Raw genomic sequence first — 24,134 nt, 5'->3', positions numbered from 1 at the left:
CCCACTCCAGCCCTCCACATGCCCGCCAGCCGACCGCACCATGCCCCCACCCGTCATCGCCGCCCTGCGGCGCGGCGGCGGCTGGCCGGCGCCCGGCCACGGCCGGCCGGGAGCGACCGCGCGCATGAGCTCGATCGCCAAGGGCACCGCGATCAATTTCGGCTTCCGCATCGCGAGCCTGGTGCTGACCGTGATCGTCACCGTGGTCACCGCCCGGCTCGGGCCGACCGATCGCGGCGTCTATTCGCTGCTGACGCTGATCGTGGCCACCTTCGCCACCGCCTTCTCCGGCCTCGGCTCGCTGCTGTCCCACCGCATCGCGCGCCACGGCGAGGCCGCGCCCGAACTCGCCTCGAGCGGCATGGCGCTCGGCGCGCTGATCGGCGCGGTCGCCGGGCTGCCCTTCCTCGGCCTCGCGCTGTGGCCGCCTGCCGCGCCCTACGACCAGCTGAAATGGCTCGCCATCATCGTGCCCGGCGCGCTGTGGCCGCAGATCGCCAACGGCCTCTACCTGGGCCAGGGCAGCATGCTGCGGTTCAACCTGAACAACATCCTGATGCCGTTCGCCTTCGTCACCAGCTGCGGCCTGATCGCGCTGCTGGCGCCGCCGATCACGCTCGGCTCCATCGTCTGTTCCTGGGCCGCCGCCAACGTGCTGGCCTCGAGCTACGCGCTCGGCTCGGTGTGGAAATACGTCGGCCTGGCGCGCGCCAATATCGGCCGCCTGCTGGCCGAGTACCGCTTCGTGCTGCAGGTCGGGCTGGCCAACGTGGTGGCCTTCCTCAACTACCGCATGGACCTGCTGCTGGTCGAGCTGCTGCTCGGCCTCGACGCGATGGGCGTGTACTCGATCGCGGTCGCGCTGTCCGAGCTGCTGTGGCTGATCTCCTCCTCGTCGACCATGGCGGCCTTCCGCAAGATCGGCGCCGCCGAGCCGGGCGAGTCGGCCCGGCTGACGCTGCGCATCATGCGCATCAATTTCGTCCTGCTGGCGCTGGCCGCGCCCTGCCTCGCGCTCGGCGCCTGGCTGCTGCTGCCGCGGGTGATCGGCGCCGAATACCAGGCCAGCCTGACGCCGCTGATGCTGCTGTTGCCGGGCAGCGTGCTGTTCGGCGCGGCCGGCATCCTGTCGACCTTCTACACCAACCACCTCGGCCGGCCGGACATCCCGACCAAGCTGGTCGCCTTCTCCACCGTGATCAACCTGACGCTGTCTCTGCTGCTGATCCCGCGGCTGGGCCTGGCCGGCGCGGCGCTGGCCTCCTCGGTCGCCTACCTGATCTCGATCCTGGCGTCGCTGTTCGTGTTCGCGCGCCATGCCGGCTTCGACCGGCGCGACATGCTGCGCGGAGGCCCGCCATGAGCGGCGCGCTGCCCACCGTGCTGCTGCTGACCCAGCCGGGCCTCGGCGCGCGGACGCTGGAAGACCTGCTCGACCTCGGCTTCGCCCGCCGCTGCGCGCTCACCGTGGCCGTGCCGCCGGCCGGCGCCGGGCTGGTCGCCCGCCTGCGCGGCCGGCTGCGCGGGCTGCTGTCGGCGCGCGACCGCCATCGCCACTGGCCGCTGCTGCACCCGGCGCTCGCCTTCGCCCGCCTGCGGCGGCTGGCCCAACGTCACCGCGTCGCGCTGGCGACGGTCGCCGACGACGCCGACGTCGCGGCGCTGGTCGCGCGGCTGCAGCCGGCGCTGGTGCTCACGGTCACCTCGCGCATCCTGTATTCGCAAGGCACGCTGGACGGCTGCCCGGGACTGTGGCTCAACCTGCATCCGGGCCTGCTGCCGCGCTACGCCGGCGCGGTGCCCGGCCCCTACATGTTCCTCGACGGCGAGGCCGGCTTCACGCTGCACCGCATGCGGCCGGCGATCGACGGCGGCGAGATCGTCGCCGCCGAGCGCGTCGACGCGGCGCGGGCGGCCGACCTCGGCGCGCTGCTGTTCGACCTGCTGGCGCCGGCGATGGCGCGCGCGCTGGACCGCCTGTTCGACGACTGGCGCGCCGGCCGGCTGGTCTTCGCGCCGCAGGACGCGCCGCTGTCGCACTGCAGCCAGGCCCGCCTCGAACGCGACCGCCACCTGGCCTGGCAGCTGCCGGCCGCCACGCTGCTGCGCTGGGTCGCCGCGCTGCGGCCGCTGGTGCTGCCGGCCGTGCGGCTCGACGACGGCCGCAGCCTGCCGGTCCGCCGCGTGGCCCGACTCGGCCGGCGCACGGCGGACGCGCTACCGGGCCAGGTCTGCGCCAGCCGCGGCCGCCGGCTCGACGTCGCGGTCGCCGACGACACGCTGCGCATCTGGCTGGCGGCACCGGCCGGGCTGCCGGTGGGCAGCCTGCTGCCGCGGGTGGATTTCCGCGGAGGGCTGCAATGCGCGTGACCCTGCTGCTCGGCGCCGAGGCCGAGGCCGCGCTGCAGCCGCTGCCCTGCAACGGTTTCCAGACCGCGGCCTGGGTGCAGGCCGTCGCCGCCGACCAGGACATCGACTACCGATTCTGCGCGCTGGCGGTCGACCGGCCGGACGGGCCGCTCTACCTGCCCGGCGCACTGCGCCACCGCTTCGGCCTGCCGATCTTCGAGGCCATGCCGCTGGGCGGCGCCAGCCCCTGGCTGGCCGCCACGCCGCCGGACGCGGACGCGCAGCTGGCCGGCTACCGCGCCGCGCTGTCGGCCCGCTACTGGCTCAAGATCGCGCTGGTGCTGCCGCCGCAGGCGGACCCGGCCATGCCGACGCCGGATGGCCAGGCCGGCACGCTGCACCACACCCACCTGCTGCGCCTGTCGCCCGAGCCCGACCAGTTGTACTCGCGCTTCGGCAAGCGCCTGCAGACCCAGTTGCGGCACAGCGCCGAGCACTACGCGATCGAGCGGCAGGACGGCGCCGGCGCGGCCGAATACCACCGCGTCTACCTGCAGGGCAGCACGCGCTGGTCGAACCGGCCGGCCCGGCTCTACGGCGAGCGCTTCTTCCAGGTGCTCGGCGACAGCGGCATCGCCGACTTCTGGTTCGCCCGCCACCAGGACCGCAGCGTCGCCGCGGCGGTCTTTCTCAAGGGACGCGACGAAGTGTTCTATTTCGGCTCGGGCCTGCTCGACAGCCCGCTCAAGTCCTCGCCGATGGACAAGCTGATGTGGCAGGCGCTACGCCACTACGGCCAGCAGGGCTATGCCTCGCTGAACTTCGGCGCCAGCAACGGGCTGGCGGGCGTCTGCCGCTTCAAGGAGAAGTTCGGCGCCAGCCGCGTCGCCTACCTCGCGCTCGAACGCCATCTGCCCTGGCTGAACCTGCGGGAGGTCCGCGATGGCCGCTAGGCTCTGCTTCTTCGGCGACGGCGGCAGCGTCCACACCCAGCGCTGGGTCTGCGAGATGGTGCGGCGCGGCTTCCATGCCACGCTGATCTCGCGCCGCGGCTGGTCGGCGCCCGGCGTCGACGTGATCACCATGACCGAGCACGGCCATGGTCCGCTGCACTGGGTCGCGCGCGCGGCGCGGATGCGTACCCTGGTGCGCCGCCTGCGGCCCGACCTGGTGCACGGCCACTACCTGACCTCCTATGGATTCTGGGCTGCCGCCAGCGGCCACCGGCCGCTGGTGCTGACCGCCTGGGGTTCGGACGTGCTGGTGACGCCGCAGCGCAGCCGGCTCATGCGCCAGCTGACCGGCTGGACCTTGCGCCGGGCCGACCTGGTCACCGCCGATTCGCAGGATGCGCTCGAGGCGATCGCCCGCTACCGGCCGCGCGCGCGGCTCGAGCAGATCCAGTGGGGCGTCGACCTGGCCCGCTTCGGCGCCGGCCCAGCGGCGGACGACGACGGGGTGTTCCGCATCGTCAGCCTGCGCAGCTGGGAGCCGCTCTACAACATCGACCGCATCCTGGCCGGCTTCGCCCGCGCCAGCAGGCAGCGGCCGGACCGGCCGATGCACCTGCACCTGCTCGGCGGCGGCTCCCTGGAGGCCGCGCTGCGCCGCCAGGCCGACGAACTCGGCATCGCCGCGCAGGTGAGCTTCCACGGCCAGCTCGACGAGGCGGCGCTGATCGCGCTGCTGCAGCGCGCCCAGCTGTCGGTGTCGATCCCCGGCAGCGACGCCACCGCGATGTCGCTGCTCGAATCGATGGCGGCCGAGCGGCCGGTGCTGGTGTCGGACCTGGCGGCCAACCGGCAGTGGGTCGACCCGCGCGGCGGCCGGCTGGTGCCGCCGCACGACGTCGACGCGATCGCCGCCGCGATGCTGGCCGTGCTCGACACGCCGGCGGCGCGGCGAGCGGAGATGGGCCGGCACAACCGCGCGATCGTCGCGGCGCGCGCCTCGCGCGCGCAGGAGATGGACCGCATGGCCGAGCTGTACCAGGCCCTGCTGGCGAAGCGACGCTGATGCGCATCCTGCTGATCGCCTACTACTACCCGCCGCTCGGTGGCGCCGGCGTGCAGCGGCCGCTGAAGTTCAGCAAGTACCTGGCCCGCGCCGGCGTCGAGCTGACCGTGATCTGCGCCGACAACCCCCACTACACCCAGGATGCCAGCATGCTGGCCGAGATCCCGGCCGGCGCCGAAGTGATCCGGATCGCCCATGCGCCGCTGCCGGCGCGCGTGCTGGCCTGGCTGCGGCGCCGCCGCAGCGGCACCGCGGCGACCAAGCCGGCCCGGCCCGCCGCCGTCCAGTCCGCCCCCCTGTCCGCCACGGGCGGCTGGCGCGAGCGGCTGCTGCGGCTGTGGAGCGCGCTGCAATACCCGGACGAGCAGCGCGCCTGGGCTGCGGCGGCCTATCCGCAGGCGCGGCGGCTGGTCGAATCGGGCCGCATCGACCTGATCCTGTCGACCTCGGCGCCGGTCTCGGCCCACTGGCTGGCCTGGCGGCTGGCGCGTGCGAGCGGCACGGCCTGGGTCGCCGACTTCCGCGACCTGTGGCTGGGGAACCCCGCTTACCAGGCACCGCGCTGGCGGCGGACGCTGGACCGGCGGCTGGAAGCCGCATTGCTCGACGCGGCGGACGGCGTCACGACCGTCACCGAGACACTTGCAGCCCGCCTGACCGCCCAGCGTAGCCGCACGGCCCTGCCGGTCCGGGCGATCAGCAACGGTTTCGACGAGGCGGACTTCGCCGACTTGCAGCCTTTGCCGCGCAACCCGCATATCCGGCGCATCGTGCATGTCGGCACCTTCTACGGCCACCAATCGCCCGAGCCGCTTCTCGATGCCGCCGCCCTCGCGCTGGAACAGGGCCGGCTCGAAGCGCAGCAGCTGCAGGTCCGCCTGATCGGCAATATCGGCAGCCGCTTCGACGGTGCGCTGCAGCGCTTCGAGGCGTGCCATCCCGGCGTGCTCGAGCGGGTCGGCTACATGGCCCACCGCGAAGCGCTGCGCGAGATGGTGTCGGCCGACGCGCTGCTGCTGGTGGTCGGCGGCAGCGGCGAGTCGGTGCAGGGCGTGATGACCGGCAAGATCTTCGAATACCTGCGCGCCGGCCGGCCGATCCTGATGATCGGCCCGGCCGACTGCGCCGCGGCCGAGCTGATCGGCCAATGCGGCGCCGGCGCGGTGGTGCCGCAGCACGACACCGCCGCCATCGCCGACCGGCTGGTCGCGCTGCTGGGCGGCGAGACCGCGACGTACCGGCCGGACCGCTCGATCGAGCGCTTCTCGCGCGAGTCGCTGACCGGTGCGCTGCTCGACTACCTCGGCGAAGTACAGGCCCGCCGCGCGGCCCGGCGCTGACCGCCGGCGCCCGTCATTGCATTGGCATATCCTTTGCTATCATGCGGGCCGCGACGACGGCAACGCATCCGCGCCGGCCGGCTGCGGGAGACGCCGGATACCGCCGCCCTGAAGCATCGACCATGACCACCAAAATCCTCACCGTCCTCGGCGCACGCCCCCAGTTCATCAAGGCCAGCACGGTCTCGGCCGCGTTGCGGCAGGCCGGCGGACTGCACGAGGTGATGGTCCACACCGGCCAGCATTTCGACGCCGGCATGTCCGACATCTTCTTCAGCGAGCTCGGCATGGCCGCGCCGGCCCATCACCTGGCCATCCACGGCGGCGGCCACGGTACGATGACCGGCCGCATGCTGATCGAGCTCGAACGCGTGCTGCAGCAGGAGCGGCCGGACGCGGTGCTGGTCTACGGCGACACCAATTCCACCTTGGCCGGCGCGCTGGCCGCGGCCAAGCTGCAGATCCCGGTCGCCCACGTCGAGGCCGGCCTGCGCTCGCACAATAGGGCGATGCCCGAGGAGATCAACCGCTGCCTGGTCGACCGCGTCTCGCACTGGCTGTTCACGCCGACCGCGGCCGCGCGCGCCCATCTGCTGCGCGAGGGCATGGCGGACGAGCGCATCGTCGAGGTCGGCGACGTGATGTACGACCTGGCGCTGCAATGGCGCGAACGCGCCGGCGACGCCGCCGCGCTGGCTCAGCGCTGGCAGCTCGAAGCCGGCGCCTACGTGCTGGCCACGCTTCACCGCGCCGGCAATACCGACAGCCCGGAACACCTGGCCAGCCTGATCGACGGCCTGGCCCGCGCCGCCCGCGCGCGGCCGGTGATCGTGCCGCTGCACCCGCGCACCCGCGCTGCGCTGGCGGCCGCCGGCCTGCTGCCGGACGCGCCCGGCCTGCGGCTGGTCGAGCCGATCGGCTACGGCGACATGACGCTGCTGACGCGCCACGCCGCGGTGGTCGCCACCGACTCGGGCGGGCTGCAGAAGGAAGCGTTCTTCCACCGCGTGCCCTGCGTGACGCTGCGCGAGGAGACCGAGTGGACCGAACTGGTCGAGGCCGGCTGGAACCGGCTGGCGCCGCCCGGCGACGCGACGGCGATCGCGGCGGCGATCGAAGCGGCGGCCGGCAGCCGCGGCGCCGACGTCGCGCCCTACGGCCACGGCGACGCCGCCCGCCGCATCGTGGCGCGACTGGCCGCCGATCTCGCATGAACATCGTCTACCTGAACCACTACGCCGGCAGCCCGGCGCACGGCATGGAATACCGGCCCTACTACCTGGCGCGCGAATGGGTGCGGCAGGGCCACCGCGTCTGCATCGTCGCCGCCTCGTTCTCGCACGTGCGCCAGCAGCAGCCCGAGCTGGCCGGCCGGCCGTGGCGGCACGAAACGGTCGACGGCATCGACTACCTGTGGCTGGCCGCGCCGCGCTATCACGGCAACGGCGTCGGCCGGGTACGCAACATCTTCACCTTCCTGTACCGGCTGTGGCGGCACGAAGCGGCGCTGCCGTTCGCGCCCGACGCGGTGATCGCCTCGAGCACCTACCCGCTCGACATCCACCCGGCCCGCCGGCTGGCGCGCCGCCACCGCGCGGTGCTGGCCTGGGAGGTGCACGACCTGTGGCCGCTGTCGCCGATCGAGCTCGGCGGCATGTCGCCGCGCCACCCCTTCATCCGCCTGCTGCAGCACGCCGAGGACCGCGCCTGCCGCGAGGCCGGCGTGGTGGTGTCGATGCTGCCGATGGCGCGCGCCCACCTCGAGGCGCACGGCATGGCGGCCGCCAAGTTCCACTATGTGCCCAACGGCATCGCGGCCGACGAATGGGAGCCGGCCCGGCAGGCGCCGCTGCCCGAAGCGGCCGGCCGGATCGTCGCCCGTGCGCGCGCCGCCGGCCGCAGCCTGATCGCCTACGCCGGCGCCCACGGCATCGCCAACGCGCTCGACAGCCTGCTCGACGCCGCCGCGCTGTGCCGCGACGAGCCGGTGAGCTTCCTGCTGGTCGGCGACGGCCCGGAAAAGGCGCGGCTCGAGGCGCGCGCGCAGGCGCTGCAGCTGGCCGACCTGCACTTCCTGCCGCCGGTGCCCAAGGCCGCGATCCCGGCCCTGCTGGGCGAGATGGACGCGCTCTACATCGGCCTGCAGCGCGAGCCGCTGTTCCGCTTCGGCATCAGCCCCAACAAGCTGATCGACTACATGATGGCCGGCCGGCCGATCCTGTGCGCGATCGAGGCCGGCAACGACCCGGTCGGCGAAGCCGGCTGCGGCCTGACGCTGCCGGCCGAGGATCCGCCGGCACTGGCGGCCGGCATCCGCCGGCTGCTGGCGCTCGACCCGGCCGAGCGCGCGCGCATGGGCCGGGCCGGCCGCCGCCACGCCGAGACGCACCACCTCTACCCGGCGCTGGCCACGCGCTTCCTCGGCGCGCTGGCCGCGGCCAGGGCGGCCTGACCATGCGCCATCTCAAGCGTGCGCTGCTGCTGTTCCTGCTGTGGTGGGCGCTGTGGCTCAGCCTGTCGGACCGGGCCGCCCAGCCGCTCGACGGCGGCTACGTCGATTTCGTCTACCAGCAGTTCTAACCGCCCGTGCTGCCGTTCTCGTCCCTCTCCTTCTTCGCCGCGGCGCTGGCCCTGGTGGCGCTGCTGCACCTGGCGCGGCCCTGGCTGGCGCGGCGCCTGCCGTTCGACCGGCTGCTGGCCGGCATCGCGCTGGCCTACGCGCTGGCGGCCATTCCCAAGGGCTGGCTGCTGGTCGGCTACGCGGCCGGGCTGTACGGCCTCTACCGGCTGCGGCTGGCCGGCCGCATCGGCACGCCGGTCGCGCTGTTCGCCGCGCTGCTGCCGCTGCTCTGCTACAAGCTGTCGGCCATCGCGCCCGAATCGCATGCGCCGCAGCTGGGGGCCTTCGGCGTGCTCGGCCTGTCCTACCTGAGCTTCCGCGCGATCCAGCTGCTGCTCGACGGTCCCTACCAGGCGCCGCTCGGCGCGGCGCCGACGCTGGCCTTCTTGCTGTTCCCGCCGAGCCTGTCGGCCGGGCCGATCGACCGCTCCTACCGCTTCGCGCAGGACCTGGCTCAGGGCTACGCCGGCATGACGCGCGAAGCCGCCGCGACCGGCCTGCACTGGCTGGCGCAGGGCTACGTGCTCAAGTTCGGCGCCGCCCAGCTGGTCGCCGCCTGCTGGCTCGACCGCTTCGCGGCGCCGGCCGGCTGGCTCGACACCGCCGGCGATGCCTACGGCTACTCGGTCTTCCTCTACTGCGACTTCGCCGGCTATTCGCTGATGGCACTGGGCCTGGCGCGCTGCATCGGCGTCAGCCTGCCGGCCAACTTCGACCGGCCCTGGCTGGCGCTCGACCCGCAGTCGTTCTGGCGGCGCTTCCACATCTCGCTCGGCAGCTTCCTCAACGACTACTTCTTCAAGCCGATCTACATGAAGCTGGCCGGCACCGAGCGGCTGCGCCGCCACCGGCTGCTGAACCAGAGCCTGGCGCTGTTCGCCACCTTCCTGCTGATGGGCGCCTGGAACGGCCTGGCCTGGCATTACCTGGCCAGCGGCGCGCTGTTCGGCCTGGCATCGGTCTTGCATAACCTCTACGCCCAGCGCTGGCGCCGCGGCGTGCTGGCGCGGCTGGAACCGCGCCCGCTGGCGCTGCGGCTGTACCGGCTGGGCGCCTGGTTCCTGATGTTCCATCTCGCCATCGTGGCGCTCTACCTGTTCAGCGGGCGTTTTCATCCATGAGATTCGATCCCATCGCGGGCTGCTTCCGCGACGACGCGCGCGATCCGGCCCGGCTGGCCGTGGCCGGCGAGGACGGCGAGCTGAGCTGGGCCGGCCTGCGCGCCGAGGCCGAGGCCTTCCGCGACCGGCTGGTCGCCGCCGACCACCGGCCGGGCCGCCCGCTTGCCGTAATCGGTCACAAACAGACCCGCTTCGTCGCCGCCGTCTGCGGCTGCCTGCTGCACGGCAGCCCGTGGATCCCGCTCGACACGATCTACCCCGAGGCGCGCATCGAACGCATCGTCGCGCTCGGCGGGGCCGGCAGCTACCGCATCGACGGCGACCAGCTGATCGCCGCGGCCGGCGAACCCACGGCGCCGATCGAGCCCGGCCTCGCCTACATCGTGTTCACCTCGGGCAGCACCGGCGAACCCAAGGGCGTGCAGATCCCCCGCACCGCCGTCGCCTCGCTGCTGCAATGGATGGACGCCGAATTCGGCATCGGCGACGACGCGGTCTGGATGAACCAGGCGCCGTTCAGCTTCGACCTGTCGATGTACGAGCTGCTGCACGCGCTGTGGCGCGGCGCCGCGCTGGTGCTGAACAGCCGAGCCCAGGTCGCCGATCCGGCCGGCTTCCTGGCCCGGCTGCGCCGCCATGGCGTCACCACCTGGGTGTCGACGCCGTCGTTCGCCTGGCAGCAGGTGCTGTCGGACGAGTTCGCCGCCCACTACCTCGACCGGCTCGACACCTTCCTGTTCTGCGGCGAGATCCTGCCCAACCGGCTGGTGCGCCAGCTGCACGCGCGCTTCCCGCAGGCACGGGTGCTCAACAGCTACGGCCCGACCGAGGCCACGGTGGCCACCACCCTGGTCGAGATCACCCCGGCCATCGCGGCGCAGCACGATCCGCTGCCGGTCGGCCGGCCCAAGCCCGGCTGCGAGCTGCTGATCGACCCGGCCAGCCAGGAGATCACCATCGTCGGCGAGCATGTGATGGCCGGCTACCTGAACCGGCCCGAGCTGAACCAGGAACGGCTGTTCCTGCACGGCGGCCGCCGCGCCTTCCGCACCGGCGACGCCGGCCGGCTGGTCGACGGCATGCTGTTCTGCCACGGCCGGCTCGACAGCCAGGTCAAGCTCAACGGCTACCGCGTCGAGCTCGGCGAGATCGAGGCGGTGCTCGAAGCGCTGCCGGCGGTCGCGCGCGCCGCGGTGATCGCCATCATGCGCGGCGGCCAGTGCATCCGGCTGGTCGCCTACCTGGTGCCGGCCGAAGCCGAGCCGGCCGCACTCGATCCGGCCGCGCTCGACCGGGCCGTCGCCGCCGTGCTGCCGGCCTATATGCGGCCGGCCGAATACCGGCCGATCGACGCCCTGCCCGCCAATGCCAACCAGAAGACCGACCGCCAGCAGCTGCTGCGGCTCTGGCAGGCCAACCCCAACCCGAATCCAGCCCCATGAACGATCTACCCGCCCTGATCGACGCCATCCGCCAGGAAGTCGAAACCCTCGTGCTGCAGCCGGTCGATGCCGATACCGCGCTGATCAGCAGCCGCCTGCTCGATTCGATCAGCCTGGTCGACCTCGCGCTGCAGCTCGAAACACGCTTCGGCACCCGCATCGCCGCCGCCGAGATCAAGCCCGAGCAGTTCGAGACCTGCCGCGCCATCGCCCAGCTGGTATGGAACAAGCTGCACGCCTGAGCGCCGGCTGGCTGTACTGGCCGCTGCTGGCGGCCGGCAGCCTGCTGGCCGCGCTGCTGTCGCTGGCGGCGCTGGCGCAGTGGGCGCCGCAGCGCGACGAGGCCCGCTACGCGCGCCACTACACCGGCTATACCGGCGCGGAGTCGATCCCGAGCCTGGCGCAGCGGCTGGCCGACGGCGTGCCGGTGGTGTTCGGCTCGTCCGAACTGAGCGGCGACAGCCCCTACCTGCCGCAGCACTACCTGCCGGCGCGGCTGGGCCAGCCGGTCGGCGCCTACGGCCACGCCGGCATGCAGCTGGCCAGCATCGCGCTGGCGCTGCGCATGACGGCCTCGCCGGCCGCCTACCGCAATGCCCGCATCGTGGTGCTGGTGTCGCCGACCTGGTTCGACAGCGGCCTGGGCAACGAGCCCGAGGTGATCCGCAACGAGGTGCTGTCGCCGCTGAACCTGCTGCGGCTGTGCCGCGCGCCGGCCGCCGGCGAGCGGAACGACGTCGCGGCAGCCGACGCCGCTGCGATCGATCCGGCCGCCGACGCGCACTGGCTGGCGCGTCGCTGCCGCGACTGGCCGCGGCTGACCGCCGGGCTGCTCGACGGCGAGCAGGCGGTCGGCCGGCTGCGCACGCTGCTGCGCGACGCCGGCAGCGAAGCGCCGCGGCCGGCGCCGGCCGGCGCAGTCGACTGGCCGGCCGAGCTGGCCGCCGCGCACGGCTACGAGGCCGCGCGGGCGCACAACGCCTACGGCGTCGACGACCACTACTTCCAGACCTACCTGGCCGACCAGCACCTGCCGCGGCGCAAGCCGGCGCTGCCGGCGCCGGCAAGCAACCGCGAGCTGCGCGACCTCGACGCGCTGCTGGCCCAGCTGTCGCATTACCGCCGCAAGCCGCTGTTCGTGATGCTGCCGCTCAATCCGCGCGTCTACAGCGGCCTCGAGCACTACCGGCCGACGCTGGACGCCGCCGACGCCGCCATCCGCGCGCGCGGCTTCGGCCTCTACGACCTGTGGGCCGAGCCTTACCGCGACGGCATCCTGCGCGACCCGATGCACACCGGCGCGGCCGGCTGGGTCATGATCGCGCAGCGCCTGTCCGGCCATTTCGGGCTGCCCGCCTCCCCTTCCGGATCGACCCCGCCATGAATCCTGCCAGCCTGCCCCCCATCCCCTTCTCGCGGCCCGACATCGGCGACGAGGAGATCGCCGAAGTGGTCGCCACCCTGCGCTCGGGCTGGCTGACCAGCGGCCCGCGCGTCAAGGAATTCGAAGCGCGCTTCGCCGCCATGCTGGGCGAGGGCGTCACCGCGCTGGCGGTCAACTCGGCCACCGCCGGCCTGCACCTGGCGCTCGAGGCGCTCGGCCTCGGCCCCGGCGACGAGGTGATCACCAGCACGCTGACCTTCACCGCCACCGCCGAGGTGGTGCGCTACCTGGGCGCGGAGCCGGTGTTCGTCGACGTCGACCCGGTCACGCTCAACCTCGCCCCGGCCGCGGTCGAGGCCGCCATCACGCCGCGCACCCGCATGATCATGCCGGTCCACTACGCCGGCCTGCCGTGCGACATGGACGCGCTGGCCGCGATCGCCGCGCGCCACGGCCTGCGCATCGTCGAGGACGCCGCCCACGCGTTGCCGGCGCGCCATCGCGGCCGGCTGGTCGGCACGCTGGACAGCGATGCCACGGTGTTCAGCTTCTACGCCAACAAGACCATGACCACCGGCGAGGGCGGCATGCTGGTCACCCGCGATCCGGCGATCGCCCGCCGCGCCGCGGTGATGCGGCTGCACGGCATCGACCGCGACGCCTACGACCGCTTCCGCACGCCGGGCGCGGCCTGGTACTACGAGGTGGTCGCCCCCGGCTTCAAGTACAACCTGACCGACCTGGCCGCCTCGGTCGGCCTGCACCAGCTGGCCAAGGTCGAGGCCTTCCGCGCCGGCCGCGAACGGCTGGCGCGGCGCTACGCCGAGCTGCTGGCCGGGCTGCCGCTGACCCTGCCGGCCGATGCGGACCCATCCGCCGGCGGCCTGCATTCCTGGCACCTCTACCCGGTGCGGCTCCACGCCGGGGCGCGGCTGACGCGCGACGCGCTGTTCGCCGCGCTGGCCGAGCGCGGCATCGGCTGCAGCGTGCACTACGTGCCGCTGCACCGGCAGCCCTACTGGCGCGACCGCTACGGCCTGCGCGCCGAGGATTTCCCGGTGGCCGAGGCCGCCTACCAGGGCCTGCTGAGCCTGCCGCTGTACCACCTGATGCGCGACGACGAGCAGGACCGCGTGGCCGCCGCCCTGCGGACCCTGCTCGGATGAGGGCCAAGCGCGTGTTCGACCTGCTGCTCGCCGTGCCGGCCGCGCTGCTGCTGCTGCTGCCGATGCTGCTGATCGGCTGCGCGGTGCGGCTCGATTCGCCGGGCCCGGCGCTGTTCCGCCAGCAGCGCATCGGCCGCCATGGCCGGCCGTTCGCCATCCTCAAGTTCCGCACCATGCGGCACGGCGCCGAGGGCCAGGGCCCGGCCGTCACCGCCGGCGGCGACGACCGCATCACCCGCTGCGGCCGCTGGCTGCGGCGCCACAAGCTCGACGAGCTGCCGCAGCTGTTCAACGTGATCGGCGGCAGCATGAGCCTGGTCGGGCCGCGGCCCGAGGTGCCGCGCTACGTGGAACGCTACCCGGCGGCCAGCCGGGCGCTGATCCTGTCGGTGCCGCCCGGCATCACCGCGCGCGCCGCGCTGGCCTACCGCGACGAGGAAGCGCTGCTGGCCGGCGCCGACGACGCCGAGCGCTGCTACCTGGAACGCGTGCTGCCGGCCAAGCTGGCGCTCGACGAAGACTACGTGCGCAACCGCAGCCTGGCCGGCGACTGCCGCATCCTGCTCGACACCCTGCTGGCGCTGTACGGCAAGCGGAGGGCGCCATGATCGAGACGCTGCGCCAACTCGCCATCCACCTGCCGCAGCGCTGGAAGAGCGGCCTGGTCGCGCTGTCCGACCTGGTGGTGCTGCCGCTCGCGCTGTGGACCGCCATCGCGCTGCGGCTCGGCACCTTCGAGCCCGACGTGTTCGAGTTCTTCTGGCTGTTCGCCGCGCTGCCGCTGGCCTCGCTGCCGATCTTCCTGCACATCGGCCTCTACCGCGCCGTGGTGCGCTACCTGACCGAGCAGATGATCTCGGTGATCCTGCTCGGCGCGACGCTGTCGACGCTGGCGCTGACCGCGCTGTCGACCATGCTGCGCACCAGTGGGCTGCCGCGCAGCTCGGTGCTGATCTACTGGCTGCTGGCGGCGGTCTACATGGTGGCGACCCGCTTCGCCGCCCGCGCGCTGCTGCGCGAGGATCGCCGGCCCGAACGCGAGCGGGTGGTCGCCGCGGTCTACGGCGCCGACGCCGCCGGCCGCGCGGTGCTGGCCGCGCTGCGAGGCGGCCGCCGCTACCGGCCGGCAGCGCTGTTCGATTCGCGGCCCGAGTTCATCGGCCGCACCGTGGCGGGTTTGCGCGTCTACCCGCTGAGCGAGCTGGAAACGGTCGTGGAAGCCCTGCACATACGCACGCTGCTCTTGGCCGAACCGCTCGACCGCACCATGCGGCGCGCGCTGCTGGAGCGGCTGAGCCCGCTCGGCGCCGCGTTGGCCATGCTGCCCGACGCCGCCGACATCGCCGCCGGCCACGTCGACATCGAGCAGTTCCGCGCCATCGACATCGAAGACGTGCTCGGCCGCGATCCGGTCGCGCCGATCGAGGAGCTGCTGCACGCCAATATCGACGGCCAGGCGGTGCTGGTCACCGGCGCCGGCGGCTCGATCGGCGCCGAGCTGTGCCGCCAGATCGCCGCCATGCGGCCGCGCCGGCTGATCCTGCTGGAGCAGAGCGAGCTGGCGCTGTACCAGATCGAGCAGGCGCTGCGGCAGCAGCTGCGCGAACGCGCCGATGCGCCCGAGCTGGTGCCGGTGCTCGGCTCGATCCGCGACCGGGCCGGCATGGCGGCGCTGATGGCCGGCGTCGACACGGTCTACCACGCCGCCGCCTACAAGCACGTGCCGCTGCTCGAGCTCAATCCGCTCGAGGCCATCCTCAACAACAGCCTGGGCACGCTGAGCTGCGCGCTGGCGGCCGACCAGGCCGGGGTGAAGCGCTTCGTGCTGATCTCGACCGACAAGGCGGTACGGCCCGGCAATATGCTCGGCCGCAGCAAGCGGCTGGCCGAACGGGTGGTGCAGCACCTGTCGCAGCGCAGCGCCACGGTGTTCTGCGCGGTGCGCTTCGGCAACGTGCTGGGCTCGTCGGGCTCGGTGCTGCCGCTGTTCCGCCAGCAGATCGCCCAGGGCGGCCCGCTGACGGTCACCGATCCGCGGGTCACGCGCTATTTCATGACCATCGCCGAGGCCTCGCAGCTGGTGCTGCAGGCCGGCGCGATGGCGCAGGGCGGCGAGATCTTCGTGCTCGACATGGGCGAGCCGGTGCCGATCGTGGAGCTGGCGCGCAAGGTGATCCAGCTGTCCGGCCTGAGCCCGCGCGACGAGGCCAATCCGGACGGCAGCGTCGAGATCCGCTTCACCGGCCTGCGGCCGGGGGAAAAGCTGCACGAGGAATTGCTGATCGAGCACGAGGCGGTACCGACCCGCCATCCGCGCATCGCGCGCGAGCGTGCGCCGCTGGCCGAGCTGGACGACGCCGCGGCCTATTTCGCCGAACTCGAGGAACAGTGCCGCCAGGGCCGGGTGGACGCCGCCTGCGCGCTGGTGGAACGGATGTGCCGCTGAACGGCCGGACGGCCTAGGGCCGGCCGGCGGACGGATCGCCCTCGTCCACCGCGATGCGCGCGGCGACTGCGCCGAACAGGCTGAAGGCGAGCCACAGCCAGCCGTCCTGCCAGCCGTCGTCGCTGAGGTTCTTGGCCAGCCAGCCGACCAGCAGCGCCAGCAGCACGGCGCAGGCGGTGCGATCGCGCCGCGCGGCGCCCAGCGCCACCCGGGCCAGTTGCGCGCAGGCGCACAGGAACAGTGCCAGGCCGACCGCGCCGAGCTGCAGCGCGACGTCGAAGAACAGGTTGTGGGCATGGCTGACGTGGCTGACCGGCAGCGCGGCCGGCCGCAACTCGGCGTACAGCATGTTCGGCAGGTAGCGGCCGAAACCGACGCCGAACCACGGCTGCTTGAGGTACTGGGTCCACCAGAACTGCCAGATTTCGTAGCGTTCCGAATGCGCCACCAGTGCGACGGCGCCGCCCTGCACGCGGGCATCGGTGTAGGAGGCCGGCTTGGCCAGCGCCGCGGCCTCGAATCCGATCGCGAACAGCAGCGCCACCGCCGCCAGCGTGCCCCAGGCCAGCCGCCGCGCCGCGCGGTCGTGCCAGCCCTTCCACAGCAGCCCGGCGCCGAGGCCGAGCCCGGCCGCCGGCCAGAACATGCGGTTGCCGACCAGGTCGGCCGCCAGCCAGGCCAGCGCGAACAGCAAGGCGGCCACCGCCTGCAGGGCCCGGCGGCCGGAGAACCAGGCCGGCAACAGCAGCGGCAGCAGCAGCACCAGCGCGGTGCTGGCCACCGGGGTGTCCTGCAGCCAGCCGGGATAGAACAGCGGGATCGGCAGGCCGGCCCGATTGCCGAGCAGCAATGCGGCGATCGCCGCCAGCATGACGGCGGCAGCCCACTGCAGCGCGCGCCAGACCGGCCCGAGACGGCCGAGGAATCCGAACAGGCCGAGCAGCAGCAAGGGCGCCGCCACGTCGTTGCCGAGCCGCGACAGGGTGTAGTCGGGCCGCTGCGACCAGGCCAGCGACAGGGCCGCCCAGCCCGCCCACAGCGCCCAGGCCGTCGCCGCGCGCGACCAGGCGAACGGCCGCTGCTGCAGCCAGGCCGGCAGCACGGCGAGGCAGAGCAGCGCGAACAGGCCCAGCCGCAGCGGATCGAGGTAGTAGAACGGCAGGGAACAGAGGAACAGGCCCGCCAGCCAGGGCCAGGAACGCGACAGCGGCGGCATCAATCGCGGGCCAGCTTCAGCAGGGCTTCGGTATCGACGGCGTCGATCTGCTGCGGTTCGAGGAACATCTGCGCGTATTCGCCGTAGACCCGTTCGCGCAGGAACACCTCGAACAGCTCCAGGTCGATGTGCCGGTCGCGGGCCATGCGGGCCAGGATGGTCAGCGACTCGGACAGCGTCTTGCCCGGCTTGTAGGGCCGGTCGCGCGCGGTCAGCGCCTCGAAGATGTCGGCGATGCCCATCATCCGGGCCTGCACGCTCATCTGCTCGCGCGTCAGCCCGCGCGGGTAGCCCTTGCCGTCCATCCGCTCGTGGTGGCCGCCGGCGTACTCGGGCACGTTCTTCAGGTGCTTGGGCCAGGGCAGCGCCTCGAGCAGGCGGATGGTCACCTCGATATGGTGGTTGATGATCTGCCGCTCGGCCGCGGTCAGCGTGCCGCGCGCGATGGTCAGGTTCTCGACCTCGTCGGCGCTGAGGAAAGGCGCCGCCCGGCCGTGCTCGTCGATCCACGAATACGCCGCGATCGCGTGCACCCGCTGCTGGTCCTCCGGCCGCATGAATTCGCCGCCGACGTTGACCCGCCGCAGGAACTCGCGGTCGCTGTTGTAACGTTCGCACAATGTGGCGTGATCGGCATCGGCCAGCTCGCCCTTGAGCCGCGCGATCTCGGCATCGCGCTTGAGCACCTCGAAGCGGGTGTCGATCAGCGCGATGCGGTCGGCGATGGTCTCGAGCTTGGTCGACTTGTCGACCACGTGCACCGGCGTGGTGATCTTGCCGCAGTCGTGCAAGAGGCCGGCGATCTTCAGCTCGTAACGGTCCTTCTCGGTCATGTGGAAGGTCTTGAACGGCCCCCAGTTGACGCGGTTGACCGCCTCGGCCAGCAGCATGGTCAGCGCCGGCACGCGCTCGCAGTGGCCGCCGGTGTAGGGACTCTTGTCGTCGATCGCGGTGTTGATCAGGTTGATCAGCGACTCGAACAGGATCTCGAGCTGGTTGATCAGCTGGCGGTTGGTCAGCGCGATGGCGGCCTGCGAGGCGAGCGATTCGACCAGGCGCTGGTCCTCGGCGCTGAAATCCTCGATCTCGCGCGCCGGGTTCATCGCGTTGATCAGCTGCAGCACGCCGATGATCTCGTTCTCGTGGTTGCGCAGCGGTACCGTGAGGAAGGACTTGGAACGGTAGCCGTTGGTCTCGTCGAAGCGCTTGGTGCCGGAGAAATCGAAGCCGACCGCGGTATAGGCGTCGGCGATGTTGATGGTCTCGCCCAGGAGCGCGGCGCAGCCGACCACCGTGCTGGTGTTCGGCGTGCCGTCCGGGTGATGCAGCGGGATCGGCGGCATCGGCGGCCGTCGGCCGGTACTGCCGCCCATGGCGATGCCGAGCGAATCGGTGCGCACGATCTCGAAATGCAGCTGGTCGCCGTCGACCAGGTAGAGCGTGCCGGCATCGGCGTTCACCAGGTTCTTCGAGGCCAGCAGGATCAGCTCGACCAGCCGGCCGATGTCGCGCTCGCTCGACAGCGCGATGCCGATCGCGTTGAGCATCTCCAGGCGCTGCATCAGTTCGTCGGCGGTCTGCATGGCGTCCCTGCCCTCCGTCCCCGGCTGGCCTACTTGATACATACGGCCCGCACCTGATGCAGGTCGGTGATGCCCAGCAGCACCTTCTCGATGCCGTCCTGCTTGAGCGTGCGCATGTCTTCGTCGAGCGCGATGGCGAACAGTTCGGCCACCCGCGCATGGCCCTGGATCGCCTTCTTGACCGGATCGGTGCCGACCAGGAGCTCGTGCAGGCCGACCCGGCCCTTGTAGCCGGTGCCGCCGCAGGTCTCGCAACCGACCGGCTTGTACAGCGTGAACTTGCCATCCTTGGCGAAATCGCGCCGCCATTCGTCGAGCAGCGCCTTCTGCGCCGAGGCCGGGTCGCGCGCCCAGCTGGCGGTGTTCTTCAGCTCCTCGGCGTATTCGTGCACGATCGCGTCGAGCTCGGCCTCCTCGGGCTGGTAGGCCTGCTTGCACTTGGCGCACAGCCGCTTGGCCAGCCGCTGCGCCAGGATGCCCAGCAGCGCGTCGGCGAAGTTGAACGGATCCATGCCCATGTCGAGCAGGCGGATGATCGACTCGGGCGCCGAGTTGGTGTGCAGCGTGGCCAGCACCAGGTGACCGGTCAGCGAGGCCTCGATGCCGGTCGAGGTGGTTTCCTTGTCGCGCATCTCGCCGACCATGATCACGTCCGGGTCGGCGCGCAGGAAGGCCTTCATGGCGGTGGCGAAGTTGAGCCCGGCCTTGGGGTTCATCTGCACCTGGCGCAGGCCCTTCTGGGTGATTTCGACCGGGTCCTCGGCGGTCCAGATCTTGGTCTCGGGCGTGTTCAGGTGCTTGAGCACCGAGTGCAGCGTGGTGGTCTTGCCCGAGCCGGTCGGACCGCAGACGAAGAACAGGCCGTAGGGCTTGGAGATCACCTTCTTGAGGTTGGCCTCGTTGCGCTTGGAAAAGCCCATCTTGTCGAGCGGGATCGGCTCGCCCGAGGCCAGGATCCGCATCACCACGTCTTCCATGCCGCCGGCGGTGGGCACGGTGGCGACCCGCAGCTCGATGTCGAGCGGGCCGTACTTCTTGAACTTGATCTTGCCGTCCTGCGGCTTGCGGCGCTCGGAGATGTCGAGGTCGCACATGATCTTGAGCCGCGTCACGATCGGGTCGCGGTAGGCCGCCGGCACCTCGATGTAGGGCTGCAGCGAGCCGTCCTTGCGGAAGCGGATCTCGGTCTTGGCCTTGCCGGGGAACGGCTCGATATGGATGTCGGAAGCGCCCTGGTGGTAGGCGTCGACGATCACCTTGTTGACCAGCTTCACCAGCTCGTTGTCCTGCGCCAGCGAGATCGCCTCGCTGCTGACGCCGCCGTCCTCGTCGTCGTCCTCGCCCATGCTCGACAGGAGGTCGCCGATCGAGCTGCCGTCGCTGCCGTCCGAACCGAAGAACAGCTCCAGCGTCTGGCGGAATTCGCGCAGCGTGCAGACGCGGTAGATCAGCTTCTTGCCGGGGAACACCTGGATGGCCATGCCGCTGCTGCGCACGCGCTCGGGATCGGTGGCGACCACCACCAGGCCTTCGCGGCCCTCCTCGACCGGCAGCCACTGCGTCGCCTCGGCGAAATCGCGCTTGATGGTGCGCAGCAGGTCCATCGGCTTGACGCGGTCGGGCTTGAACGGCTCGTGCTCGAGGTTGAAGAAGCGCGCCAGCGCGGCGCCGAGCTGGGTCTGGGTCACCTGGAAATCGCGCGCCAGGATCTCCTCGACGTCGAGGCCGTGCTCGCGCGCGCCGCGGATCGCCTGCTCCAGCTCGGTCGCCGACAGGAGGCCGTCGCTGACCAGGTAGTCGTAGCGCGACTTGGCGATGAAGGGGCCGCCCGGCCGGCGCTGCTTGAGCGCGATCGCCAGCGTCTTGCACAGCTCCTGCACGCCCTTCTCGGCCAGCGCCGGGAACGGCCGGCTGGCGCGGTTGTTGATCAGCTGCACCACCCCGATCAGCTCGCCGCTCTTCTCCTCGACGATCGGCGCCACCATCATCTGGCGCGTGCGGTAGCCGGTGCGCTTGTCGACTTCCTGCAGAAAGCTCAGCTGCGGGTGGATGGCCTTGAGTTCGGCCTGATCGTAGACGTCCTTGACGTTGACCAGCGAGGCGCTCATCGCCACGTAGCCGGCCACGCTCTGCTCCGAGATCGGCAGCTTGAGGTCCTTGAACGAATTGAGCCCGGTCTTGACCTTGGAGACGATCGCGTTCTTTTCCTCGTTGACCACGTAGATGGTCAGCCGGTCGGCGTTGAACAGCTCGCAGATCGGCTGGCTCACCTCGAGCATGATCTCGTCGACGTTGGTGGTCGCGTGGATCTTGTTGGTCACCGCCTGCAGGTCGCGGATGAGCTGCAGTTCGATGCTGAGTTCGGGTGCGGCGGGCTGGTTCATGACTTACGCGATCGAAGGAATATGTGACGCGATCAGAATTCGATGGTCTGGCCGTTCTTGAGCATCCGGGGCCGGAAGGCGGCGGCGTCCTCGCCGATCTCCTGCATGGTCAGCTCGATCTCGCCCGGCTTCAGGTGCGTGATGTAGATCTCGGCCGGCCGGGTGAGCCGCGCCAGCTCCTCGGCCAGCATGGCCGGGCAGAGGTGGCGCGAGGCCTCGGCCAGTGCGCGTTCGCGGTTGCAGAAAGCAGTCTCGATGATCAGCGCCTTGAGGTTGTCGACCTCGTTGACCACCGGCCAGAACGCGTCGTTGACCGTGGTATCGCCGGTGAACACCACGCTGTGGCGGCCCGAGTCGAGCCGGTAGCCGACCGCCGGCACGGTGTGCAGCGCCGGCAGCACGGTGATGGTCAGCTCCGGCTCGACCTGGAAGGACTCGCCGAGTTCGAACGGCACGAAGCGCACGAAAGGCGCCGCCTTGTTCGGGATCTCGCGGAAGTCCGGCCAGACGCGCCAGTTGAACACGTGGGTGGAAAGGATGTCGAGCGTGGCGCTGCTGGCGTAGACGTTGAGCGGCTTGTCGCGCATCGCGCCGACGGTGTCGACCAGCAGCGGCAGCATCAGGATGTGATCCAGATGCGCATGGGTGAGGAACAGGTGGTCGATCTGGCTGAGCTCGGCCACCGACAGATCGCCGACCCCGGTACCGGCGTCGATCAGGGTATGCCGGCCGGCCAGGAAGGAGGTCGTGCGCATCCCGCCGCCGATCCCGCCACTGCATCCGAGCACCTTGAGCCGCATGATTGTCCCCTGCCCGTCCGTTCCGGTCTTATTTGGTATCGAACGCGTAGACGCCGTCCCAGTCGGCCGGCGGCGGCGTCTGGCGGAATGCGGCGATGCGGTCGAGGTAGAGCTGGTACAGCTTGCAGTCGGGCTGGCGGTTGCGCAGGTTGATCAGCTGCAGCTCGGCCATGTCCCAGTCCTGCGCCCGATAGAGCTTGAGCACCTTGTGGAACACGTCGATGTCGCTCTTCTGCGCCTTCTCGACCACCTCCACCGCGCCGATCGGTTCGTAGATGGTGACCGGTTCGTCCTTGCCCTTGACGCGCACCCGGTCGAGCTCGCGGAACACGATGCCTTCCTTGACCGCATCGCGCGTCTGCTCGCCGACGATCATGCCGACGCCGTACTGCTTGGTGATGCCTTCGAGCCGGGAGGCGAGGTTCACCGCGTCGCCCATCACGGTGTAGGCCTTGCGGATCTGCGAGCCCATGTCGCCGACCGTCATGCGGCCGGTATTCACGCCGACGCCGATATGGATCTCGGGCCAGCCGCGTTCCTTCATGGTCGGCCCCAGCGCCGCCATCGCGCGCTGCATGTCGAGGCCGGCCAGCACCGCGTTGCGCGCGTGGTCCGGATCGTGGATCGGCGCGCCCCAGAAGGCCATCACGCAGTCACCCATGTACTTGTCGATGGTGCCGAGGTAACGGGTGCGGATCACGTCCGAGAGCGCGGTCAGGAACTCGTTCATGAAGCGCGTCAGCTCCTTGGGCTCCATGCTCTCGGAGATGGTGGTGAAGCTGCGCACGTCGGAGAACAGCACGGTGAGCTCGCGGCTCTGGCCGTCCATCGAGTACTTCTCCGGCTCCTCGCTCATCTTCTCGACCAGCTCGGGCGGCACGTACTGGCCGAACAGGCTGGCCATCTGCTTCTTGTTGCGCGATTCGAAGAAGTAGCCGTAGGCCATCGAGATCGCGTACAGCAGCACGATGGCCATCAGCGTGGCCGCCAGCGGCAGCGCCAGCTGGGCGTATTTCCACAGCACGAAATCGCCGGCGGTGACCAGCAATGCCAGCGCCACCGTCACCAGCGTGCCCGGCATCGGGTTGAGCCGAACCAGCGCGAACATCAGCCCGCCGCCGATCGCCAGCAGCAGCAGGATCTCGGCGCCGCGCAGGTAGTCGGGCTGCGAGGGCAGCGCGTTGTCCATCATGCCGGCGATCAGGTTGGCGTGGACCTCGACCCCGGGGTAGACCGCGCCGACCGGCGCCACCCGCAAGTCGAGCAGGCCCGGCGCGGTAGTGCCGACCAGCACCATGCGGCCGGCCAGCTCGGCCGGCGCCACGCGGCCGTTGAGCACGTCGGTGGCCGACACGTAGCGGAAGCTGCGCGCGCCGCCGCGGTAGGGCACCAGCGCCCGCACGCTCTCGTCGACCGGTACCCGCAGCGGGCCGACCTTGAGGCCTTCGAGCGGCTGGTAGGACTTCAGCGGCGATTCGCCGTAGATCGGCTCGATCTTGGGGAAGGTGAGGAAGGTCCGCACCATCGCCAGCGACAGCGATTCGTAGTACTTGCCGTCGTGCTCGACCAGCATCGCCACCCGGCGCGTCACGCCGTCGGTATCGGGCAGCGGGTTGAAGTGGCCGGCCAGCGTGGCCGACTGCATCAGCACCGGCAGGTTGGCGCCGTAGCCCGAGGCGCGGATCGGCAGCACGTTGCGGCCCTTGAACATGCCGGCCGGCAGCACCGGCTGCGGCAGCATGCCGGCGGCCGGCGCGTGCTCCTCGAAGCTGAAGTAGTAGCCCATCACCACCGGCCGGCCCTTCAGGCTGGCGGCGAACACGCTGTCGTAGTCGAGCCGGCCGGCCAGGCCTTCGAGCTTGGCCTGGAAGTTGGCGTCGTCGCGGAACTCGGTCTGCGCCAGCCGCCGCAGCACCGGCAGGCCTGAGCTGTCGTCCTTCTCGGCGAACACGATGTCGAAGCCGACCGCGGCCGCCTTGTATTCGCCGGTCAGCCGGTCGACCAGCCGCGCCACCACCTCGCGCGACCACGGCCAGCGGCCGACCTCGGCCAGGCTCTTCTCGTCGAGGTCGACGATGACGATGCGCGGGTCGACCGTATCGGGCATGGTCAGCATCACCCGGGCGTCGTACAGCCACAGGTCGAGGTGCTCGAGCGCCCGCGGCCGCCAGGCGAGGGCGGCGTAGCCGACCAGGTAGGCGACCACCAGGAAGCTGAGCAGCAGCTGCAGCCAGTACTTGCGCAACGTCTTCATAGATTGGGCACCC

General features: G+C 71.4%; 20 protein-coding genes. 15 read left to right on the top strand and 5 right to left on the bottom strand.

What is annotated here, in order from left to right; translation table 11 throughout:
* Positions 1 to 40 precede the first annotated feature (40 nt).
* From H9L41_RS03385 to H9L41_RS03320, 15 genes are all read left to right on the top strand, one after another.
* Entirely contained in the window at positions 41 to 1,363 is a 1,323-nt protein-coding gene (locus H9L41_RS03385) for an MATE family efflux transporter (RefSeq protein ID WP_187523673.1), read from the top strand.
* Positions 1,360 to 2,370 (top strand): formyltransferase family protein, encoded by a 1,011-nt coding sequence (locus tag H9L41_RS03380; RefSeq protein WP_028445658.1) that lies wholly within the window; start codon positions 1,360 to 1,362, stop codon positions 2,368 to 2,370. Before H9L41_RS03385 ends, H9L41_RS03380 begins: the two co-directional genes overlap by 4 nt.
* A complete protein-coding gene (locus H9L41_RS03375) occupies positions 2,361 to 3,302 on the top strand; it encodes a GNAT family N-acetyltransferase (RefSeq protein WP_028445657.1) in 942 nt (313 codons plus the stop codon). The genes H9L41_RS03380 and H9L41_RS03375 overlap by 10 nt, the downstream gene beginning before the upstream one ends.
* Positions 3,292 to 4,365 (top strand): glycosyltransferase, encoded by a 1,074-nt coding sequence (locus tag H9L41_RS03370; RefSeq protein ID WP_028445656.1) that lies wholly within the window; start codon positions 3,292 to 3,294, stop codon positions 4,363 to 4,365. The genes H9L41_RS03375 and H9L41_RS03370 overlap by 11 nt, the downstream gene beginning before the upstream one ends.
* Positions 4,365 to 5,705, top strand: coding sequence for a glycosyltransferase (locus H9L41_RS03365; protein WP_028445655.1), 1,341 nt, complete (start codon positions 4,365 to 4,367; stop codon positions 5,703 to 5,705). The genes H9L41_RS03370 and H9L41_RS03365 overlap by 1 nt, the downstream gene beginning before the upstream one ends.
* Positions 5,706 to 5,827: 122 nt before the next feature.
* Positions 5,828 to 6,919: a non-hydrolyzing UDP-N-acetylglucosamine 2-epimerase gene (gene wecB / locus H9L41_RS03360; RefSeq protein ID WP_028445654.1), complete on the top strand. Its 1,092-nt coding sequence runs from the start codon at positions 5,828 to 5,830 to the stop codon at positions 6,917 to 6,919.
* Entirely contained in the window at positions 6,916 to 8,157 is a 1,242-nt protein-coding gene (locus H9L41_RS03355) for a glycosyltransferase family 4 protein (protein ID WP_028445653.1), read from the top strand. The genes wecB and H9L41_RS03355 overlap by 4 nt, the downstream gene beginning before the upstream one ends.
* A gap of 2 nt (positions 8,158 to 8,159) precedes the next feature.
* Positions 8,160 to 8,285: a hypothetical protein gene (locus tag H9L41_RS24325; protein ID WP_265583926.1), complete on the top strand. Its 126-nt coding sequence runs from the start codon at positions 8,160 to 8,162 to the stop codon at positions 8,283 to 8,285.
* A 6-nt stretch (positions 8,286 to 8,291) separates the two neighbouring features.
* On the top strand, positions 8,292 to 9,446 hold the full coding sequence (locus tag H9L41_RS03350; RefSeq protein WP_028445652.1) for an MBOAT family O-acyltransferase: 1,155 nt from the start codon (positions 8,292 to 8,294) through the stop codon (positions 9,444 to 9,446).
* The gene (locus tag H9L41_RS03345; RefSeq protein ID WP_028445651.1) at positions 9,443 to 10,888 is read left to right on the top strand and encodes an AMP-binding protein; all 1,446 of its coding nucleotides are present in this window, start codon (positions 9,443 to 9,445) and stop codon (positions 10,886 to 10,888) included. Before H9L41_RS03350 ends, H9L41_RS03345 begins: the two co-directional genes overlap by 4 nt.
* Complete coding sequence (locus H9L41_RS03340) at positions 10,885 to 11,130, top strand: phosphopantetheine-binding protein (protein ID WP_028445650.1); 246 nt, start codon at positions 10,885 to 10,887, stop codon at positions 11,128 to 11,130. Before H9L41_RS03345 ends, H9L41_RS03340 begins: the two co-directional genes overlap by 4 nt.
* A complete protein-coding gene (locus tag H9L41_RS03335; protein WP_028445649.1) occupies positions 11,109 to 12,272 on the top strand; it encodes a D-alanyl-lipoteichoic acid biosynthesis protein DltD in 1,164 nt (387 codons plus the stop codon). The genes H9L41_RS03340 and H9L41_RS03335 overlap by 22 nt, the downstream gene beginning before the upstream one ends.
* Entirely contained in the window at positions 12,269 to 13,438 is a 1,170-nt protein-coding gene (locus tag H9L41_RS03330) for a DegT/DnrJ/EryC1/StrS family aminotransferase (RefSeq protein WP_028445648.1), read from the top strand. Before H9L41_RS03335 ends, H9L41_RS03330 begins: the two co-directional genes overlap by 4 nt.
* The gene (locus tag H9L41_RS03325; RefSeq protein ID WP_028445647.1) at positions 13,435 to 14,046 is read left to right on the top strand and encodes a sugar transferase; all 612 of its coding nucleotides are present in this window, start codon (positions 13,435 to 13,437) and stop codon (positions 14,044 to 14,046) included. The genes H9L41_RS03330 and H9L41_RS03325 overlap by 4 nt, the downstream gene beginning before the upstream one ends.
* Positions 14,043 to 15,884, top strand: coding sequence for a polysaccharide biosynthesis protein (locus H9L41_RS03320; RefSeq protein ID WP_051318879.1), 1,842 nt, complete (start codon positions 14,043 to 14,045; stop codon positions 15,882 to 15,884). Before H9L41_RS03325 ends, H9L41_RS03320 begins: the two co-directional genes overlap by 4 nt.
* Before the next feature lie 13 nt (positions 15,885 to 15,897).
* Here the strand turns inward: H9L41_RS03320 and H9L41_RS03315 are convergent, their stop codons facing one another.
* From H9L41_RS03315 to H9L41_RS03295, 5 genes are all read right to left on the bottom strand, one after another.
* Positions 15,898 to 17,100 (bottom strand): O-antigen ligase family protein, encoded by a 1,203-nt coding sequence (locus tag H9L41_RS03315; protein WP_028445646.1) that lies wholly within the window; start codon positions 17,098 to 17,100, stop codon positions 15,898 to 15,900.
* On the bottom strand, positions 17,100 to 18,683 hold the full coding sequence (locus tag H9L41_RS03310) for an HD family phosphohydrolase (RefSeq protein ID WP_028445645.1): 1,584 nt from the start codon (positions 18,681 to 18,683) through the stop codon (positions 17,100 to 17,102). The genes H9L41_RS03315 and H9L41_RS03310 overlap by 1 nt, the downstream gene beginning before the upstream one ends.
* A gap of 29 nt (positions 18,684 to 18,712) precedes the next feature.
* Complete coding sequence (locus H9L41_RS03305) at positions 18,713 to 21,067, bottom strand: GspE/PulE family protein (RefSeq protein WP_028445644.1); 2,355 nt, start codon at positions 21,065 to 21,067, stop codon at positions 18,713 to 18,715.
* A gap of 32 nt (positions 21,068 to 21,099) precedes the next feature.
* A complete protein-coding gene (locus H9L41_RS03300) occupies positions 21,100 to 21,822 on the bottom strand; it encodes an MBL fold metallo-hydrolase (RefSeq protein ID WP_245589182.1) in 723 nt (240 codons plus the stop codon).
* Between the two features lie 73 nt (positions 21,823 to 21,895).
* Positions 21,896 to 24,121, bottom strand: coding sequence for a CHASE2 domain-containing protein (locus H9L41_RS03295; RefSeq protein WP_034606563.1), 2,226 nt, complete (start codon positions 24,119 to 24,121; stop codon positions 21,896 to 21,898).
* Between the last annotated feature and the right edge of the window lie 13 nt (positions 24,122 to 24,134).

This window comes from Chitinimonas koreensis (assembly GCF_014353015.1).
Lineage (GTDB): Bacteria > Pseudomonadota > Gammaproteobacteria > Burkholderiales > Chitinimonadaceae > Chitinimonas > Chitinimonas koreensis.
The sequence above is the reverse complement of the archived record's forward strand: the minus strand, read 5'-3'. Positions and strand labels throughout refer to the sequence as shown.

Excerpts from the sequence above, each read along its gene's own strand:
- H9L41_RS03385 (WP_187523673.1), top strand. The coding sequence starts at position 41 with ATGCCCCCACCCGTCATCGCCGCCCTGCGGCGCGGCGGCGGCTGGCCG.
- H9L41_RS03380 (WP_028445658.1), top strand. The coding sequence starts at position 1,360 with ATGAGCGGCGCGCTGCCCACCGTGCTGCTGCTGACCCAGCCGGGCCTC.
- H9L41_RS03375 (WP_028445657.1), top strand. The coding sequence starts at position 2,361 with ATGCGCGTGACCCTGCTGCTCGGCGCCGAGGCCGAGGCCGCGCTGCAG.
- H9L41_RS03370 (WP_028445656.1), top strand. The coding sequence starts at position 3,292 with ATGGCCGCTAGGCTCTGCTTCTTCGGCGACGGCGGCAGCGTCCACACC.
- H9L41_RS03365 (WP_028445655.1), top strand. The coding sequence starts at position 4,365 with ATGCGCATCCTGCTGATCGCCTACTACTACCCGCCGCTCGGTGGCGCC.
- wecB (WP_028445654.1), top strand. The coding sequence starts at position 5,828 with ATGACCACCAAAATCCTCACCGTCCTCGGCGCACGCCCCCAGTTCATC.
- H9L41_RS03355 (WP_028445653.1), top strand. The coding sequence starts at position 6,916 with ATGAACATCGTCTACCTGAACCACTACGCCGGCAGCCCGGCGCACGGC.
- H9L41_RS24325 (WP_265583926.1), top strand. The coding sequence starts at position 8,160 with ATGCGCCATCTCAAGCGTGCGCTGCTGCTGTTCCTGCTGTGGTGGGCG.
- H9L41_RS03345 (WP_028445651.1), top strand. The coding sequence starts at position 9,443 with ATGAGATTCGATCCCATCGCGGGCTGCTTCCGCGACGACGCGCGCGAT.
- H9L41_RS03340 (WP_028445650.1), top strand. The coding sequence starts at position 10,885 with ATGAACGATCTACCCGCCCTGATCGACGCCATCCGCCAGGAAGTCGAA.
- H9L41_RS03335 (WP_028445649.1), top strand. The coding sequence starts at position 11,109 with ATGGAACAAGCTGCACGCCTGAGCGCCGGCTGGCTGTACTGGCCGCTG.
- H9L41_RS03330 (WP_028445648.1), top strand. The coding sequence starts at position 12,269 with ATGAATCCTGCCAGCCTGCCCCCCATCCCCTTCTCGCGGCCCGACATC.
- H9L41_RS03325 (WP_028445647.1), top strand. The coding sequence starts at position 13,435 with ATGAGGGCCAAGCGCGTGTTCGACCTGCTGCTCGCCGTGCCGGCCGCG.
- H9L41_RS03320 (WP_051318879.1), top strand. The coding sequence starts at position 14,043 with ATGATCGAGACGCTGCGCCAACTCGCCATCCACCTGCCGCAGCGCTGG.
- H9L41_RS03315 (WP_028445646.1), bottom strand. The coding sequence starts at position 17,100 with ATGCCGCCGCTGTCGCGTTCCTGGCCCTGGCTGGCGGGCCTGTTCCTC.
- H9L41_RS03310 (WP_028445645.1), bottom strand. The coding sequence starts at position 18,683 with ATGCAGACCGCCGACGAACTGATGCAGCGCCTGGAGATGCTCAACGCG.
- H9L41_RS03305 (WP_028445644.1), bottom strand. The coding sequence starts at position 21,067 with ATGAACCAGCCCGCCGCACCCGAACTCAGCATCGAACTGCAGCTCATC.
- H9L41_RS03300 (WP_245589182.1), bottom strand. The coding sequence starts at position 21,822 with ATGCGCACGACCTCCTTCCTGGCCGGCCGGCATACCCTGATCGACGCC.
- H9L41_RS03295 (WP_034606563.1), bottom strand. The coding sequence starts at position 24,121 with ATGAAGACGTTGCGCAAGTACTGGCTGCAGCTGCTGCTCAGCTTCCTG.